We start from the raw sequence: 16353 nt of genomic DNA, 5'->3' as shown, positions 1-16353 counted from the left end.
CACTCCTAAAATGGGCTTTCAAGTGACTGCATACCAACGTAAACAGCTTTTATTTGGGTGTATGCTTTTAATGTTTCAGAGCCATTCTCACGACCAATACCAGACATCTTGTAACCACCAACCGGCATTTCTGCAGGAGAGGCACCATAAGCATTTATCCAACAAATACCGGCTTGCATTTGATGAATAACACGATGTGCACGGGTAATGTCTTGCGTAAATACACCTGCTGCTAAGCCTAGGTGAGTACTATTGGCACGCTTAACAACTTCATCTTCATCAGCAAAGGTAAATACTGACATCACAGGGCCGAATATTTCTTCTTTCGAAATCGTCATCTCATCAGTGCAATCCGTAAATACAGTCGGCGCCACAAAGAAACCATTCGGTGCATTGTCAGGCGTTAATGCTGTTCCGCCTGTTAATAAGGTGGCACCTTCTTTTTTACCGATTTCAATGTAGTCGAGTACTTTTTGCTGATGGTCGCGTGAAATCAATGCACCAAAATTGGTGTCAGGGTGCATTGGGTCGCCGCAAACGATGTTTTGTTCGGTACGTTCTTTTAAGCGTTGGATAAAGCGCGGATAAATATCTTGCTGCACAAACACGCGAGTACCGTTGGTACACACTTCACCTTGAGTATAGAAATTCGCTAACATTGCTGCAGATACCGCATTTTCAACATCGGCATCATTAAAGATAATCAATGGCGACTTTCCGCCTAGCTCCATGGTCACGTCTTTTAGTGAACCCGCAGCAGCGGCCATCACTTTTTTACCGGTTCCGACTTCGCCCGTAAATGACACTTTAGCGATATCTTCATTGGTGGTTAGCCATGCGCCAACTCTACCGTCACCTTGAACAACGTTAAATACGCCATTTGGTACACCCGCTTGAGTGAATATTTCTGCTAAACGCATTGCGCCACGAGGTGTTTCTTCTGAAGGTTTAAAAATCATTACGTTGCCGCAAGCCAATGCAGGGGCTGCTTTCCAACAAGCAATTTGTAACGGGTAGTTCCATGCGCCAATACCAGCACAAATACCTAATGGCTCACGGCGAGTATAATAAAAGTCAGCGCCAACAGGCTGTTGATTGCCTTCAATACTTGGGGCGAGTCCGGCAAAGAACTCTATAGAGTCGGCGCCAGTAACGATATCGACAACCGAGGCTTCTTGCCATGGTTTACCGGTATCCAATACTTCACCTGCCGCAAGCTCATCATTTTGCTCACGGAGTAGGGCAACGGCTTTTAATAAAATGCGGCTACGTTCTATCGGCATCATAGCTGACCAAACTGCAAAACCTGCTTTGGCACTCTCTATGGCGGCTTTTTGCACAGACTCGGTTGCTACTTCAACTAAATAGCTGACTTCTCCAGTAGCAGGATTGATCACTTCAAATGTTTCGCCTGTACCGTTTGATTGGTATTTTCCATGGATATAATTTTGATAAATAACTAACGATGACATTATTCTACTCCGTTGTGCACGATCACAGCCTTGATAAAGGCTTTAGATAAAATTTGGGCTTGTTTAAAATCTTCTATTGGGGTGGTACTCAACGCACTGCGTAACCAAAAACCATCAATTACTGCCGCTGTTTGCTTGGCTGCATTAACAGCTGCTGCATTGGGTAATAATTGTTTAAACGAAAAAAGCAGGTTGCTGTATAACCGCTGACTATTAATGTTTTGCAATCTTGCTAACCCAGGATCGTGCATCGCTTGGGACCAGAAGCTTAACCATGTTTTTGTCGCGGCTGTTGAACGTTGTAATTCGGTAAAGTTTGCTTCCACGATCATTGAAAGCCGATCTATTGGGGTTAATGTTTTGCCTGACGTTCTTGTCAGTAATGCTTGCTTCAATTCCTCTAACAGAAATTTCTGCGTGGCTTCAATTAACCCTTGTTTACCACCAAAATAGTGGCTGATGATCCCTGATGACATTCCCGCCAATCCACTAATGGTATTAATAGTAGTGTTTTGTAACCCATGACGTTCGATTGACATTAACGTGGCATCTATCAGCTGTTGTTGTCTGACGTTTTTCATTGTAGGTCTTGACATAAAAGGGGTCCGTTATCTGTATTAAGAGTTGTTAATTGAACGCTCAATTAATAACGATACTAATGATTAGTGCTGTAATTATCAAGTTATAACTTGATATAGATCACAACATTCCAGTGACAAAATAAGATAGGAAACTAATTATAAAAAATAAGACACTGTTCTGTATAGGTTAAATGTTATCTGGCTTTGGTTGATGGTTTGTTGTAAAAAACGAAGAGATTTTACATAAAATCATTACAGCTGCAGTTATTTTTAGGTTTTTGATTGATAAAATATCATTTTAAAATGGGCCTTATGTCCCTAAATAGCCTCATTCGTGCAGATATAGATTGTAGAGCATGAGCTCGATATTGATTGAAAACGGCAGAGTCATTGAGCACATAGCGTGAGTTATATTGATTAAATCTGTTTGTTTTAGCCAATTTTCACCAGTGATTTTTTGAGTGTGTCACTCTACAACCACAGCCTTATCTTCTCCGACTAATGTTAGGTATTAATGTTATCCATATGGGTGATGTATTCTGCTAAGTGTTCAGTGTTTCAGTGTTCAAGGATTAAGGGTTGGTTATTAAGGACTGGGGAGGGCAGTTTGATTAACTCTACTGCCTGAATAATGTCACCAACGATGATCTGGATTTATCATAGAGACGTGATAGAAAAACAATAATCATGCTATAACCTTATTTAAAGGTTTAAATAGCAAGATGATTAGATAAGAGGAACACAGATGGGCAGTGCATCAATGATCATGTGGAGTGTGCTATTTGGCGCTATAGGCATGGGGTATTTTGTTTATGGTAAGCGCCAAAGGGCGATTGTTCCCTTGTGTGTAGGAATGGCATTAATCGTGTTTCCTTATTTTGTTGCCAGCGTGACTACTTTGCTGATTATGGGAATAATCTTAGTTGCGATACCGTACTTTATCCGGCTTTAGTTGCTGTAGGCATTATTGTTTATCCGTTTACCACTCTGATTCATGTATGGCCTAAGTTAGTTCGGAATATGGCCTGCGACCACTAACGTCGTGGCGCTTCACCCACACCAGACCAAGAGGAAACCAACGGCTGTTCCCTCTTTATTCTTTATAAAAGAATTAGCCCAGCCACCCGGCAACATTTTCCAATTGACTTAAATATTAGATGCGAAAAGTCGCCATGGGGATTTATCCAGCGTTGAACTTCGTTTGTAGCCTCACTTCGGCCCATCTTGTATTAAGGAGTGAAAATACTAACGCTTCCGATGGTACATCTGATGTGAATGGATTCACGAATGTCGTGATGGCTGGACGCCAAGAAACGACCTGTACCTCGAAAGCTAAGCTCACATCTGATAGGCAGGATGCCTGAATGCCTTGTAGCACATGGATGTGCGAGAAAGGCCATGTGAGCTTCACGCAATTTTCTTCAACGTCCTAAAGTTCAGAGTTGAATCACACCATTTCCAAGTCAAGAAAACTAACTCGTTTTGCCCCAAAATGTGTTTGGAATATGGCCTGTGGCCACTAACGTCGTGGCGCTTCACCCACACCAGACCAAGAGGAAATCAACGGCTATTCCCTCTTGGATCACCCAGCCGCCCCGCAACATTTTCGCTATTTACAAAACAAGAGCTGCGAAAAGTCGCCATGGGGTTAAATTTAACTTTGACCTGCATTTGCAGACTGCTTCGGCCTTATTCGAAAATGCTAACGCTTTCGATGGTACATCCTGTACCGCGAAAGCTAAGCTCACATCCATGTGAGCTTCACGCTATTTTCTTCAACGTCCTCAAGTTCAGAGTTGAATCACACCAATTGCGAGCAAGGTATGCAAATCATTTATGCCCCTTTCCAAGCTAGCAGCATTCCAGATTGTGAGGGCCGATAGTTTCTAGTTGACCAAATTTTAGTAATGTTTCACTGTGTCTACCTTATTGGTGGCAACTTAGTGTTCCATATAGTTAGCGTTTAATGAACTTAGGTGACTATGAAATATTTTAGTGATTCAGAAAGAGGTGCTTTGCCTCGTACAAAAAACGAAATTCCACACAATGTATGGCTCTGATTGACTGCATACATTCAGGGATTGATTGATAGTGGATGGTTTGGTGAGAAATTTCCTGAACTCTGCCCTGATGGACAAGGTTGCTATGGCACCAATGAGAGAACTTTTTCATTAGCTCTTCAAGCCGAAATCTTAGGGATTGAATATCCTTTTGTAATAGAGAAAGAAGATGATCAAGATAGTTGGGCTTCTAAAATGGTGCCGTTTACACCGAGCTATTTAGAGGTGCTTGATCTTATTCAGTTTTGCTATGCCAATGTGAGTAAGCCTACATTAGGTCAATATCATCCGTACTATGGTCACCACCATATAGCATCTTTTGACCGCCAATCAGCACAAAATGAGTTCTTGGCAAAAGTTGATACCATTTTTTCTCGAAATGGTTTGGCTTACGAGTTGCTAGTTGATGGGCAAATTAAAAGAGTTGTGAGCGGTTCTTTAAGTTCGGTCATTCGACAAACGCCGAAAACATTAGAACAGGAACTGAATGACTTAATTGAACATGCCAATAGAAAAATTTGTAATACTGATGTACGGGTTAGGTATGAAGCTATAAAAGAGCTATGGGATGCGTATGAACGTATGAAGACAGTGTCTGACCCAGAGAAAAATAAAAAACAATCAATGACCCTCTTACTGGACAACTGTTCATCTGATCCTATGTTTCGAGCAGAACTTGAAAAAGAAGCTCAAACTCTAACAAACATAGGAAACGCCTTCTTCATTCGTCACTCAGAGATAAGTCAGGTTAAGCTTACTGACAGTGACCATATCGAGTATCTCTTTCATCGGCTAGCAAGCTTTATGTTATTGCTGATTAAAACAATAATGTAGTAGGCTCTTGAGAATGATTCCCAAATTTTGGCGTTAGTATTTACGGGGATAATAATGAATCACCAGTATTACTCACAGAGAAATGATAGTAATCCAAATCTTGATGGGTTGCCATTGTCGGACACAATTGATTTGTTTGTACGTGTCTACAATCAACTTAAATCGGACGGCTATTTTACTCAAGCTTTTGGTTTTTGGTGCATTGATAACGACCATATAGAAGGTTTGATCAAGGATGTTGAGCTTGAAATGTTATTGACTATTCGTAAAAAAAACCTCTGGCCGATTCCCGAATATTCATCGTCATATACAAGAAGATGACTTTTTAGATGTTATTGAGTTTCTTTATCAGCACGTTTCTAAACCTATAGATGGAACTGTGCACTCCTATGGTGATTGTGGAATGCACTGGGAAACATTTAATAAAAAAGATGGACAAGTTGTGTTTTTAGATAAACTTAATACGGTATTGGGACACTATAAAAACAAATACGAGTTGGACACTTGTGGCCAAGTATTAAGTAAACCAGAGGAAGGCTTTGAACAAATATTCAAAGCAGATGTTCCATCTAAAGACGACAACATTGTTAATAGAATAAATGCTGCAACAACAAAGTTTAGACGCCATGGTTCCACTCTTGATGATAGGCGGCAAGCTGTAAGAGATCTTGCTGATGTTCTAGAGTATTTAAAGCCTAAGGTTAAAAAGTTGCTATCAAGAAAGGATGAGCAAGATTTATTCAATATTGCCAATAACTTTGGTGTAAGGCATCACAATGATAAGCAGCAAACAGCTTATGATTCAGCCATCTGGCTTAGTTGGATGTTTTATTTCTATTTGTCGACAATACATGTCGTGTTAAGAAAAATTGGGCATGATAATAACCACAAAACCTAACAGGTAAAATATCAACTCTAAAATGATCAATAGAGCTTGGTGAAAAGCATCTACCATTGAGAGTGTGTTATATGGCGTTTTGGGATACTAAGAATTATCTGAAAGAGACATTTCGTGCGATCTACTCTAAGTAACTTTTGTCCAAAAACGAGCTAGTCACTGCTTGAAAATGTCTAAATTCAGCTTTGAACCTGAGGCCGTTGAAGAAAATAGCGTTAGCCTGACAGGACGTCAGGCTAGCTTTCGCGGTACAGGATGTACCATCGAAAGCGTTAGCATTTTCGAATAAGGCCGAAGATGGTTACATACGCTGTCAGAAGCTCGATCAATTTCCGTGGCAATTTTTTCGCTGCTGTTGTTTGGTTAAAAAGCGAGAATGTTGCCGGAACGGCAGGGGTGATCCAAGAGGGGATTGCTGTTGATCCCCTTTTGGCCCGTGCAGGGTGGAACCTTGCGATGTTAGTCTGGTGTGGGCGACGCGCCACGACGTTAGTGGCCGCAGGCCATAAATACATAAAGGCCATAAATACAAAACAAAAAAACACCTGGATCCCGGCTCAAAAGCATTACCGGGATGACGTGAAGGTTGGGGCGACAAGAAGGCTGTTAGCAATCATCTGTTCATATATGAGTAGATGCCTTAGCTTGTAAATGTCCTTAAATGAGTTAGATGCCTTACTTGAAAATTGATAAATTCAACTCTGAACTTGAGGCCGTTGAAGACTCTTTATAAAAGAATACGTTAGCAGACCATGGACGGCCTGTGTATCTAAAGAAACTGCTTCGGACTTATTTATGAAAATACACAGTTTCTCTACGGTAAAAGCTTATCAAGAGAAAATTGTTAACCGACTTGAAAAGTGTTCAAACGATATTACCAGTAGCTGATTAATCAATCCGAATGTTTGTCTAGGTCTTCACTCGCCTCTGCTATTAACCATAAGCTTGCTGATATTATTTTAGGAATTGGCATAGATAGTGATACAAAAATGCCCGTCAGTTAACTGACGGGCATTTTTATGTCGGCTGCTTGTTGCTATCGCGGCACGTTATTGCAGCTATTTATGCACTAAATTACCAAATACGTACGCGCTGATCTTCAGGCAAGTACAACTTATCACCTGGTTTAACATCAAAGGCTTTATACCAAGCATCGTGGTTACGCGGGGCGAGGGCACGGTAACGACCTGGTGCATGAGTGCCGGCACGTAACTGAGTTAACATACTTTGCTCGGTACGTTTTTCTTTCCACACTTGAGCCCAAGCTAAAAAGAAACGTTGATCGCCAGTAACGCCATCTATCACCGGGGCTTCTTTACCATTCAAGCTTAATTTGTAAGCATGGTATGCCATTGATAAACCGCCCACATCGCCAATGTTTTCTCCGAGACTGTTACGTCCGTTAACAAAGTTTTCAGGGATTGGTTCATATTGGTTGTATTGCGCAGCGAGCTTATCGGCTTTAGCATCAAAAGCGGCACGATCTTCATCTGTCCACCAGTTACGCTGAACGCCATTGGCGTCTGATTTAGAACCTTGATCATCAAAACCATGGCCCATTTCGTGACCAATTACGGCACCGATACTGCCATAGTTAACTGCTGCATCTGCGTTTGGATCGAAAAATGGCGGTTGTAAAATTGCCGCAGGGAACACAATTTCATTAAACGAGCTGTTGTAATAGGCATTGACCGTTTGCGGTGTCATACCCCAACGATTACGATCCGTTTTTTGCAGTTCTTTCGCTACGCTATCGGCTTGGAAATATTTGCGCAGATTCTTAATATCACCCATTAAATCATTTTTAGTGAGGGTTAAGCCATCAAACTGTTGCCACACATCAGGGTAACCAATTTTAGGGTTAAATGCCGCTAACTTAGCATGGGCATTCACTTTAGTTTCGTCGCCCATCCAATCTAAACCATCAATGCGTTGGCCTAATGCTGTGCGCAGGTTCTTAACTAACTCGGCCATTTTTTGTTTAGACGACTCAGGGAAATAACGCGACACATAGACTTTACCAATAGCGAAACCTAGAGACTGAGTGCCAGACATTTCTTCAACTGCACGTTTCCAGCGTGGACGAGGTTGCTCTTGACCAGTGAGTTCTTTGCCAAAAAAAGCAAAATTGGTATTAAAAATGTCTTCAGACAATAACCCTGCATTATTACTAATGGTGTGGAATGTTAAATAGTCTTGCCACACAGTGAGCGGTTGTTGGTTAATTAAGCCAATCATAGCCTTAACCGGTTCAGGTTCAGATATGTTGAGTTGTGGTACTTGGTAACCACTCTGTGCGAAATAGATATCCCAATCAAATCCAGGATATTGCTTAACCAATTCTTCACGTTTGAGTTGGTTTAAGGTTAAATCACGGTCACGGCGTTTTTCTCTAGGCCATTGTGCCTGTGCTATTTTTGTTTCAAGGGCAAGAATTGCCTCGGCACGTTTTGCACCGTCGTTTATACCAGCAAAAGCCAGCATTGCAGCGATATGCTCAACATAAGCTTTACGAATTTTAACGAAACGCTCACTGTCTTCGAGGTAATACGAGCGATCGGGCAGGCCTAAACCACCAGCACCGATGGTCATTTCATATTGATTGGGATCTATACGGTTAAACCACATTCCACCCCAAATAGGGGACGATGCACCAGTAAGCCATGCTTCACCGAATACTTTGGTTAAATCTTGAGTTGAGCTAATCGCAGTAATTTGATCTAAGGTGGCTTTAATTGGTGTGATACCTAGTTTATTAATGGTGTCGGTATCCATATAGGCATGATAAAAATCAGCAATTAATTGTTCTTCGGCAGTTAAGTCGCTGCGGCTGGCAATATCGTCGATAATTGCTTTCACTTGATTTTCACTGCGCTCAGCTAAGGCATTAAATGCGCCATAACGAGTTTTGTCGGCAGGCATGACAAAGTTGTCGTACCAAGTGCCACTTGAATACATAAAAAAGTCATCGCCAGGTTTAACGGCTTCATTTCGTGCAGCTAAATCCACACCAAAAGTACCTAACTCTGCTTTAGCGGGGGCCGGTGAGGTCACGGCTGCAAGCTTAGTGTTATTTGTATCAGATACGCCGCAACCACTTAATAGTGCTGTGGTTAATCCAATCGCAATTAAGGATTTATTCATTGTTATCGTGTTCCTTGGTCTATTTTTACAGAATTATTTGCCTAGCCATATTGAAAGACTGACAAAAAATGTCAATGTTCGAATTGTTAGCAAATTTAACTAACGCTAAGTTAAGCAATGAAATGCGTGGCTGAATATGTGCTGGTTTGATGTTTATTGGCTGTATTGTTTATTTGAGAGGCACAGATAAGAGCAGTTGATTATCATCAGCATAATTAACCTAAACTTGGGATAAAAGTGAGTTAGGCTTTGTAATATTAACGCTGCCAGTGCTTAAGCCACCTAACTGTGTTGGGTTGGTATTTTCTTGGGGTTGGCATCAGTATTGATAGTGCTATAAGTAGTGCTATAGATAGCGTTATTGTTTGAGTTTGTTTACTCAATACGCTGTAAAACAGCTTAATAGTTAGATTTATGATTTACTCCACCGCTCACACCACCGCTCATACAACAAAGCTTACACAACAAAGCTTACACAACATCGCTGACGCGACAACTCTGACGCGACAACTCTGACGCGACAACTCTGACGCGAGAATGCTGACAGTAGGCTGGAGTGTTTAATCTGAATGTTGTGGTAATGATTTATCAATTTCCTTTGCCAACTGAGCCAATAAGTTGCTGTACGCGCTGACCAACTCCGCTGCCGTCGAACCTGCATTAGTGACCGCGATAAAATTTTGTTTTGCCAATGTTTGGTTTAATGGATTGTTTGTTAGCTCCCAGTTGGCATTGAGTCTGGCATTATTGCCATCTCGGTTGAGGGAAATAACCTTGATTTTAATGCTGTACAGGGGGCTGTTGTCTGCTTGCCAAGGAAATAACACTAGGTTACGACGGTTATCGCTTTGGCTGAGATTGATACTCATGACCCGGCTGATTCCTTGTTCAAGCGGTTCAGCCCAATAACTATTGGCAAATCGTTGCAGGTTACCATCGTCAAGTTGATACATCAGCTGTGTAAAATGTAAGTATTCGGCGACGTCAATTGGCCCTATACCAATGTCATACTCTAACGCAGTACTGCCCGACACTATTTGGTTGGGTATTGCAGTTAACACAAAGTACTGTTTTTCGGGAGAGCTTTGGCAGCCACTCACTAAACTCAATAGCAGTAAACCGATCCCCCAGTTAATGGTCCAAACTCCATATTTCCCCATGACATTATTCTCCTAAAGGTAGGGCTTTTTTACCGCGTATGATGGCCTCAGGTTGTTCATCTAAGGTTTCAGTCAAGCTACGTAATGATCGAGCTGTGCGGCGGATTTCTTCCAAGGTACTGGTGAGTTCTATCAACAAGGGCGAGTTTTGGTCGAGTGTGTTACCTGCTTGGTTTGCAAGCTGATTCATGCTTAATAGTGTATTGCGTAATTCAGTTAAACTATGGTTCAGCGACTCAACGAGCTTGGGTTCATCATTATTTAATTGCACCAGTAAATTATCGAGTTTTAACAGTACTTCAAGCCCATTTTTACCTAACGCTGCCTGAGTGCTGTCCAAATTAACCGCGGTATTTTTAACTGCGATGGCAGCATGATCAAAATTATCCAATGCTTGCTGTATTTTTCCGCTGGCAGCAATGTCACTGAGCTGCTGGGCTAAATTGTCGACATTGTTGACTAAACTTTTTAAGTTTAACGATTGCAGATCTTTGGACAACGATTCGAAATCAGTCGCGATGGTCGGCAATTCTAATAATTGGTCTTTTTCGCCATGGAATAACGGCGAGGTGTTGGGAAAGAAATCCAGTTCAACATATAGCAGTCCGGTGAGTAAACTCAGATAATTCAGCTGGGCGCGTAAGCCGTTATCGATGGCATGTGAAAAAAACTCTTCACCTACTTGGATCCCCTTAATATTGATACGTTTCAACAATAAGTCGGCATGAACTGCAGCCGTGACACCCTGGCTACTGTCGTTAGGGAAATCGATACTGATATCGCTTATTTCACCTATTATGACCCCTTTTAATTTTACCGGTGCGCCGACCTGTAACCCTTGCACTGAACTGTTGAAAAACATCACTACAGGGGCTTTCTCTGCAAATATACGCCCCCCAGAAAAGAACAGTAATGCAATAAACACTAAGATAATAGCGCCAAAAATAAAGGCACCAATCGCAAGCGGAAGTCGTTGGCTTTTACTCATGATATCTCCGATTTTTCGGTGCGATTGAGAAATTGACGAACCCTAGGCTGGCTACTGTGTATTTTTAATTCTCGTGGGTCACCACAATCGAGCATAGTATTGGTTTCATTATCCAAAAACACACAGCGAGTGCCGATTGACAATATGCTGGGCAGCTCGTGGGACACGATGATCACGGTAGAGTCTAGCGCCTGGCATATTTGCACGATCAATTGATCTAAACGCATCGAGCTAATAGGGTCTAAACCCGCAGAGGGTTCATCAAAAAATAACAATTGAGGGTCTAATGCCAGCGCCCGCGCTAATCCTGCGCGTTTGTGCATACCGCCACTTAACTCGGCAGGGTAAAACTTCTCGAAGCCCGCTAAGCCAACTAATGCTAGCTTATAGGCAACGGCTTCTGCAATTTGTCGCTCCGAAAGGTCGGTATAGAGCTGCAGGGGTAAAGCCACATTTTCGCCAAGCGACATGCTCGAAAACAATGCGCCTGTTTGGAAGGTAATCCCCCAATTTTTGAGCATTGCTACCTGCTCGGGTTCATCTGCTTGATAAAAGTTTTTGCCTTGATAGAGTACTTCGCCTTGTAGTGGCGTGAGTAATCCCACCATCGATTTGAGCAAGGTTGTTTTGCCACAACCACTGCCGCCAATGACAAAAAAGATATCATTCTTGTTAATGTCGAAGTTGAGTTTTTTTTGCACCTCGGTACTGCCGTAGCCGACTGATAGATTACGTACACTGATAAAGGCATCATCAACCATGGTTAGATCCCTAATTTATCGTATAAGATATTAAGCGCTGCATCGGAGACAACCAAAAAAACAATGGCCTTAACCACTGCGTGGGTCGTCGCTAAACCAACGGCATTCGAGTCACGTCCGCAAAGCAGTCCTGCCTGACAACCCGCAATCGCAATTAAAAACCCAAAAATTAAACTCTTTATTAAACCAGTGGAAATATCTACCCAATCAATCGCAACCTGGGTTTGCAAAATATATTGGGTATAACTCACGCCCATGCCGTTAGCAACTAACGCACCGCCAATCATGCCTATTACATCCGAATAAATACACATTAGCGGCATAATAAAAATTAATGCTAATAACCGCGGTAAAACCAGAAACTCCATAGTGGGAATGCCCATCACTCGCAGCGCATCAATTTCTTCATTAACTTGCATGGTGCCTAATTGCGCAGCATAAGCGGCTCCAGTTCGGCCAGCCATAATAACGCCTGTCATTAAGGCACCCATTTCACGCACCATTCCGATAGCCACTAAATTAGCCACATATACCTGGGCGCCTAATTGACGCAGCTGTACCGAGCCTAAATAAGCCAAAATCATTCCCACTAGCAGACTAATTAAGGTGACAATCGCAAGCCCTTTAGGCCCAGCTTGTTCGATAAAAAAAACGATATCACTCCGGCGAGTTCTTGCTCTGCCAACCAACCAACGCCCGAGTGCCAAAGTGCAGTTACCGACAAATACTAATCCATCGTGTACTTGTAAGCCTTGGTTAATCAATCCTCGACGTAAGGTCGGCCATAGCCCGCCTAGGGCACCCTCATTAGTGGGTTGATAAACCGCAACATCGGTAGCGAGCAGCAGTAGTTGCTGCAACCCTTGAGGTGTTTGTTGAGTGTCTAGTGATAGTTTATGTTGCTCACACCAGCGAGATAATTGTAATAAGGCAATGGCGAGGCTTGAATCCCAATGAGACAACTCTGTGGTGATTAAAGTGACAGATTGGCAATTAGATGGCAGCTCAGCACAAATATCTGCGCCTAGCGGTGCTTGGCCTAATTGCCAATCACCAGCAAGGTTCAGTAAGCAGTTATCATCGTGCATGTCGATATGGAATGTTGCGAGTGTCATGCTAGACCCCCGAGCCAATATGAAATAAGTCTATTCGTTTGTTTAATAAATAGGTTAGCTTGATTTTTGATCCTGTTATCAGTGTAGACCAAGCTCGTTGATTATATTTTGACCTTGGACATATTATTTCATCAATAATGAAGCTATCACTTTGATGTATTGACGCTTTGCTACATTGAAGAAGCATTAGTTATGGACCGATGTTGTTGTGCAGAGGCAATAAAAACGGCGTTAACGATTGAACATAACTGCCGCTTGTCGCGGTTTAAAGCAAATAAACTTGCGCTGACAAAATTTAACGCTAATATATACTGTGTTTTTATACAGTATATATATTAGAGATTGTCATATGCGCGTTATTCCCATTGCAGCCAGTGCCGGCATTACCGGTTTTGAATCTCCTGCCGCTGAGTACCTTCAATTAGGCCTCAGCCTTGATGAGATATTAATCCAGCATCCAAGTTCCACTTTTATCGGCTTAGCCCAAGGTGAGTCGATGCAAGGTGTGGGAATATATGATGGTGACTTATTGATTGTCGATCGTCATGAAACGGCTAGAAATGGCGACGTGATAGTGGCTAATTTTAATGGTGAGTTTGTGTGTAAAATTCTCGACATGCATCGGCGAATGCTGATGTCGTCTAATGAGCAACATTTACCTGTGACCATCTGCGACTATGATGACTTTAGTATTGAAGGTGTGGTTATTCGCTCAATTCGTTGTCATCGTCAAAGCCCACTGCTTATCAGCAAAAAAGGTTAGGTAACAATGTTTGCCTTAGTCGATGCCAATGCTTTTTATTGTAGTGCAGAACAGGTTTTTCGTCCTGACTGGCGCGGCAGACCGATTATTGTATTGAGCAATAACGATGGCTGTATTGTCGCGGCTAATCGGCAAGCAAAAGAGGCGGGTATTGAGAAGTTTTTGCCTTACTTTCAAGCTAAAGCATTATGCATTCAGCGCAATGTCATTGTGTGTTCATCTAATTATGAATTGTATGCCGATTTATCGGCAAAGATGATGGCAATAATAGGCCGTTTTGCGCCAGAGCAACATGTGTACTCCATCGATGAAAGCTTTCTGTCTTTTAAACATTGTTATCCCGCAATCAAATGCCTACATACCCAGGGTCAGTTAATTCGTCGCGCCGTTTGGAAAGAAGCCCGCCTGGCGGTTTGTGTGGGCATGGGGCAAACGTTAACCTTAGCTAAAATAGCCAATCACGCCGCTAAAAAAATCCCGGGATACAAAGGAGTGTGCGTTATCGACACTGCGCAGCAATGTAATGACATTTTACGCCAGCTTGCCGTTAAAGAGGTGTGGGGGATTGGCAGGCGCATCAGTAAAAAGCTTGAATTGATGAATATTCGCAGCGCATACGATCTCGCCTCTATGCCACCGAGTCTAGCCAGAAAACAATTTAGTATTCAAATTGAACGCACCGTGCGAGAACTTAACGGCGAAGTGTGTAAACAATGGGATGAGGCTAGGGCAGATAAAAAACAAATTTTTTCCACTCGTAGTGTGGGTGAACGTATTTGCGATTTTGAATCGCTATTACAGGCATTGAGTAAACATGTTGGCATCGCAGCAAGTAAAGCTCGTCAACAAGGCTCACATTGCAAAACCATGTTGTTATTTGCCAGTAATTCGCCCCACGACGAGCGGCCTGTGAGTTATAGAGTTATCGTACATTTTCCGTGTCCAACCAATTGCACCATTGAACTCACCAAAGCCATGACAGACGCCGCCCCGAGATTATTTAGCAATGGTGTTCGTTATTACAAAATTGGTGTAGGCCTGGTTGATTTAGCCAGCGAGAAACATTTTCAATTTGATTTATTTAATACCGCTAAGGTCAATTATGCCTTGATGGATACGCTTGACGGCATCAACCAACGATATGGCCGCGATACAGTGTTTCTGGCAGCACAAGGAATAGAACAAAAATGGGCCATGCGCCGTGATTTACTCACACCTCAATATTCAACCCAATGGAAATGCTTACCCAGCATTAAATGCTAAGGTTTTATATTACTAAGGTTTATTATAACAGTGGTATTGCTCTGCCATAACACATGCAAGGTTGGGGCATTCAACTATGGCTAAACCTTAAAATGTGATTCAGCTCTGATTATCACTCTAATTAAATTGTTAATGTTGAATCGTACTCATCATATGGCCTACATAATGCGAAATACGCTGTTAAACATAGCAATGATAATTTCACTACTTGGACAATTACTTGTTCCAAGTTTTGCTATGTCTAATGAAATGGCCATGTCAGACATGCAGTCGAGTAGTATGCATCAATCAACGATGATGCAAAGTGACTGCGACACTAACGATGACTGTTGCTTAAACGATATGAGTCAATGCATTAGCCATTGTCATGCGGTCGCGAATGCATTTTTGTTATCAGCAACAAACCTCACCGATGCTCTACTAACGAGTGCCAAAGTGAGTTCGCATTTATGGACATCAACACCCACTATTCTAGTAAGCCAAAATCCGCCTCCGATAGCTTAATTCTTTATGTTTATTAGTTACCCACATTAATTTATAAAGATTTTTGTTGCTTCAACTATAAGCATCAAAAAACTATAAGCATCAAAAAGTTAACGGAGTTTATTATGAAAAAATTCATTGCGATCACACTATTATCTTTAGCCAGCTCAGCAGCAATGGCTGCCACTATCTCATTACCTGACTATTTAATCTTTACTGCGGTCGATGGCAAATCGGCATCAAATAAAACTCAAATGGAGGTGTCTCCTGGTCAACATTTAATAGAATTACAGTTTTATGATGTGTTTTCATCAGGAGCAGATGATACGAATTTTATTAAGTCCGATGCGTTATACTGGAGTCTACATCTAACCAAAGATGAAGATATTCAAGTGCGTAGCAAAGAGATTTTCTCTTCAACCAATGCAAAGAAATTTATTGCATCACCGGTGATAACCTTAGACCGCGCCAGCGTAAAAGGTGAAGACGTCAAATTAGTTAATCACGAAGAGTTAATGGCTATTATCATGAAACAACACAGTCAAATGATGCAACAATAGTAAAATTGATAGGGCGCTTACATAGCGCTCTATCGTTATCTACATCCTCGCACGCCTTATGACAGGTAAAATACTTGTCATCATAAATAATGTCACGCGTCACAAAACTCAAACCAGAATCGAAATTATTATTGGCATATGCCATTAATAAGCGTATATATTGCATATGCCAATTACTATTATTCGATTAATTTAAGCAGATAATGCCAAGCCTCCAAAAATAAACGAAGATTCTAGGACGCTCTCGGCAAAAGCTGTTTTAAGCCCAGTG

General features: G+C 41.9%; 14 protein-coding genes. 7 read left to right on the top strand and 7 right to left on the bottom strand.

Features of this window, described 5'->3' with window-relative positions; genetic code table 11:
* Positions 1–5 precede the first annotated feature (5 nt).
* Both betB and betI read right to left on the bottom strand, forming a co-directional pair.
* On the bottom strand, positions 6–1472 hold the full coding sequence (betB, locus tag CXF88_RS18875; protein ID WP_101088341.1) for a betaine-aldehyde dehydrogenase: 1467 nt from the start codon (positions 1470–1472) through the stop codon (positions 6–8).
* Positions 1472–2068 carry a transcriptional regulator BetI gene (gene betI, locus CXF88_RS18870; protein WP_101088340.1) on the bottom strand — a complete coding sequence of 199 codons (597 nt, stop codon included), beginning with the start codon at positions 2066–2068 and terminating at the stop codon, positions 1472–1474. The genes betB and betI overlap by 1 nt, the downstream gene beginning before the upstream one ends.
* Before the next feature lie 730 nt (positions 2069–2798).
* On the opposite strand from betI, the gene CXF88_RS18865 reads away from it, so the two are divergent.
* From CXF88_RS18865 to CXF88_RS22145, 3 genes are all read left to right on the top strand, one after another.
* A complete protein-coding gene (locus CXF88_RS18865) occupies positions 2799–3005 on the top strand; it encodes a hypothetical protein (RefSeq protein WP_101088339.1) in 207 nt (68 codons plus the stop codon).
* 1108 nt (positions 3006–4113) lie between these two features.
* On the top strand, positions 4114–4947 hold the full coding sequence (locus CXF88_RS18855) for a hypothetical protein (RefSeq protein WP_197708469.1): 834 nt from the start codon (positions 4114–4116) through the stop codon (positions 4945–4947).
* 403 nt (positions 4948–5350) lie between these two features.
* Positions 5351–5845 (top strand): hypothetical protein, encoded by a 495-nt coding sequence (locus tag CXF88_RS22145; protein WP_242445207.1) that lies wholly within the window; start codon positions 5351–5353, stop codon positions 5843–5845.
* 1074 nt (positions 5846–6919) lie between these two features.
* Here CXF88_RS22145 and CXF88_RS18840 read toward each other — a convergent pair.
* From CXF88_RS18840 to CXF88_RS18820, 5 genes are all read right to left on the bottom strand, one after another.
* Positions 6920–8989: a M13 family metallopeptidase gene (locus CXF88_RS18840; protein ID WP_101088336.1), complete on the bottom strand. Its 2070-nt coding sequence runs from the start codon at positions 8987–8989 to the stop codon at positions 6920–6922.
* A gap of 560 nt (positions 8990–9549) precedes the next feature.
* Positions 9550–10149: a PqiC family protein gene (locus CXF88_RS18835; protein ID WP_101088335.1), complete on the bottom strand. Its 600-nt coding sequence runs from the start codon at positions 10147–10149 to the stop codon at positions 9550–9552.
* Between the two features lie 4 nt (positions 10150–10153).
* A complete protein-coding gene (locus tag CXF88_RS18830; protein ID WP_101088334.1) occupies positions 10154–11137 on the bottom strand; it encodes an MlaD family protein in 984 nt (327 codons plus the stop codon).
* Positions 11134–11898, bottom strand: coding sequence for an ATP-binding cassette domain-containing protein (locus CXF88_RS18825; protein WP_101088333.1), 765 nt, complete (start codon positions 11896–11898; stop codon positions 11134–11136). The genes CXF88_RS18830 and CXF88_RS18825 overlap by 4 nt, the downstream gene beginning before the upstream one ends.
* 2 nt (positions 11899–11900) lie before the next feature.
* Positions 11901–13013: an ABC transporter permease gene (locus CXF88_RS18820; RefSeq protein ID WP_101088332.1), complete on the bottom strand. Its 1113-nt coding sequence runs from the start codon at positions 13011–13013 to the stop codon at positions 11901–11903.
* 349 nt (positions 13014–13362) lie between these two features.
* Between CXF88_RS18820 and umuD the strand changes: the two genes are divergently transcribed.
* From umuD to CXF88_RS18800, 4 genes are all read left to right on the top strand, one after another.
* Positions 13363–13776: a translesion error-prone DNA polymerase V autoproteolytic subunit gene (gene umuD, locus CXF88_RS18815; RefSeq protein ID WP_011637424.1), complete on the top strand. Its 414-nt coding sequence runs from the start codon at positions 13363–13365 to the stop codon at positions 13774–13776.
* A gap of 6 nt (positions 13777–13782) precedes the next feature.
* A complete protein-coding gene (locus CXF88_RS18810; RefSeq protein ID WP_101088331.1) occupies positions 13783–15039 on the top strand; it encodes a Y-family DNA polymerase in 1257 nt (418 codons plus the stop codon).
* Between the two features lie 165 nt (positions 15040–15204).
* Positions 15205–15543 carry a hypothetical protein gene (locus CXF88_RS18805; RefSeq protein ID WP_242445206.1) on the top strand — a complete coding sequence of 113 codons (339 nt, stop codon included), beginning with the start codon at positions 15205–15207 and terminating at the stop codon, positions 15541–15543.
* 104 nt (positions 15544–15647) lie between these two features.
* Positions 15648–16082 (top strand): DUF2057 family protein, encoded by a 435-nt coding sequence (locus CXF88_RS18800; RefSeq protein WP_101088329.1) that lies wholly within the window; start codon positions 15648–15650, stop codon positions 16080–16082.
* The last annotated feature ends 271 nt before the right edge of the window (positions 16083–16353 follow it).

This window comes from Shewanella sp. ALD9, assembly GCF_002836315.1.
In the GTDB taxonomy this organism is placed as follows: Bacteria; Pseudomonadota; Gammaproteobacteria; order Enterobacterales; family Shewanellaceae; genus Shewanella.
The sequence above is the reverse complement of the archived record's forward strand: the minus strand, read 5'-3'. Positions and strand labels throughout refer to the sequence as shown.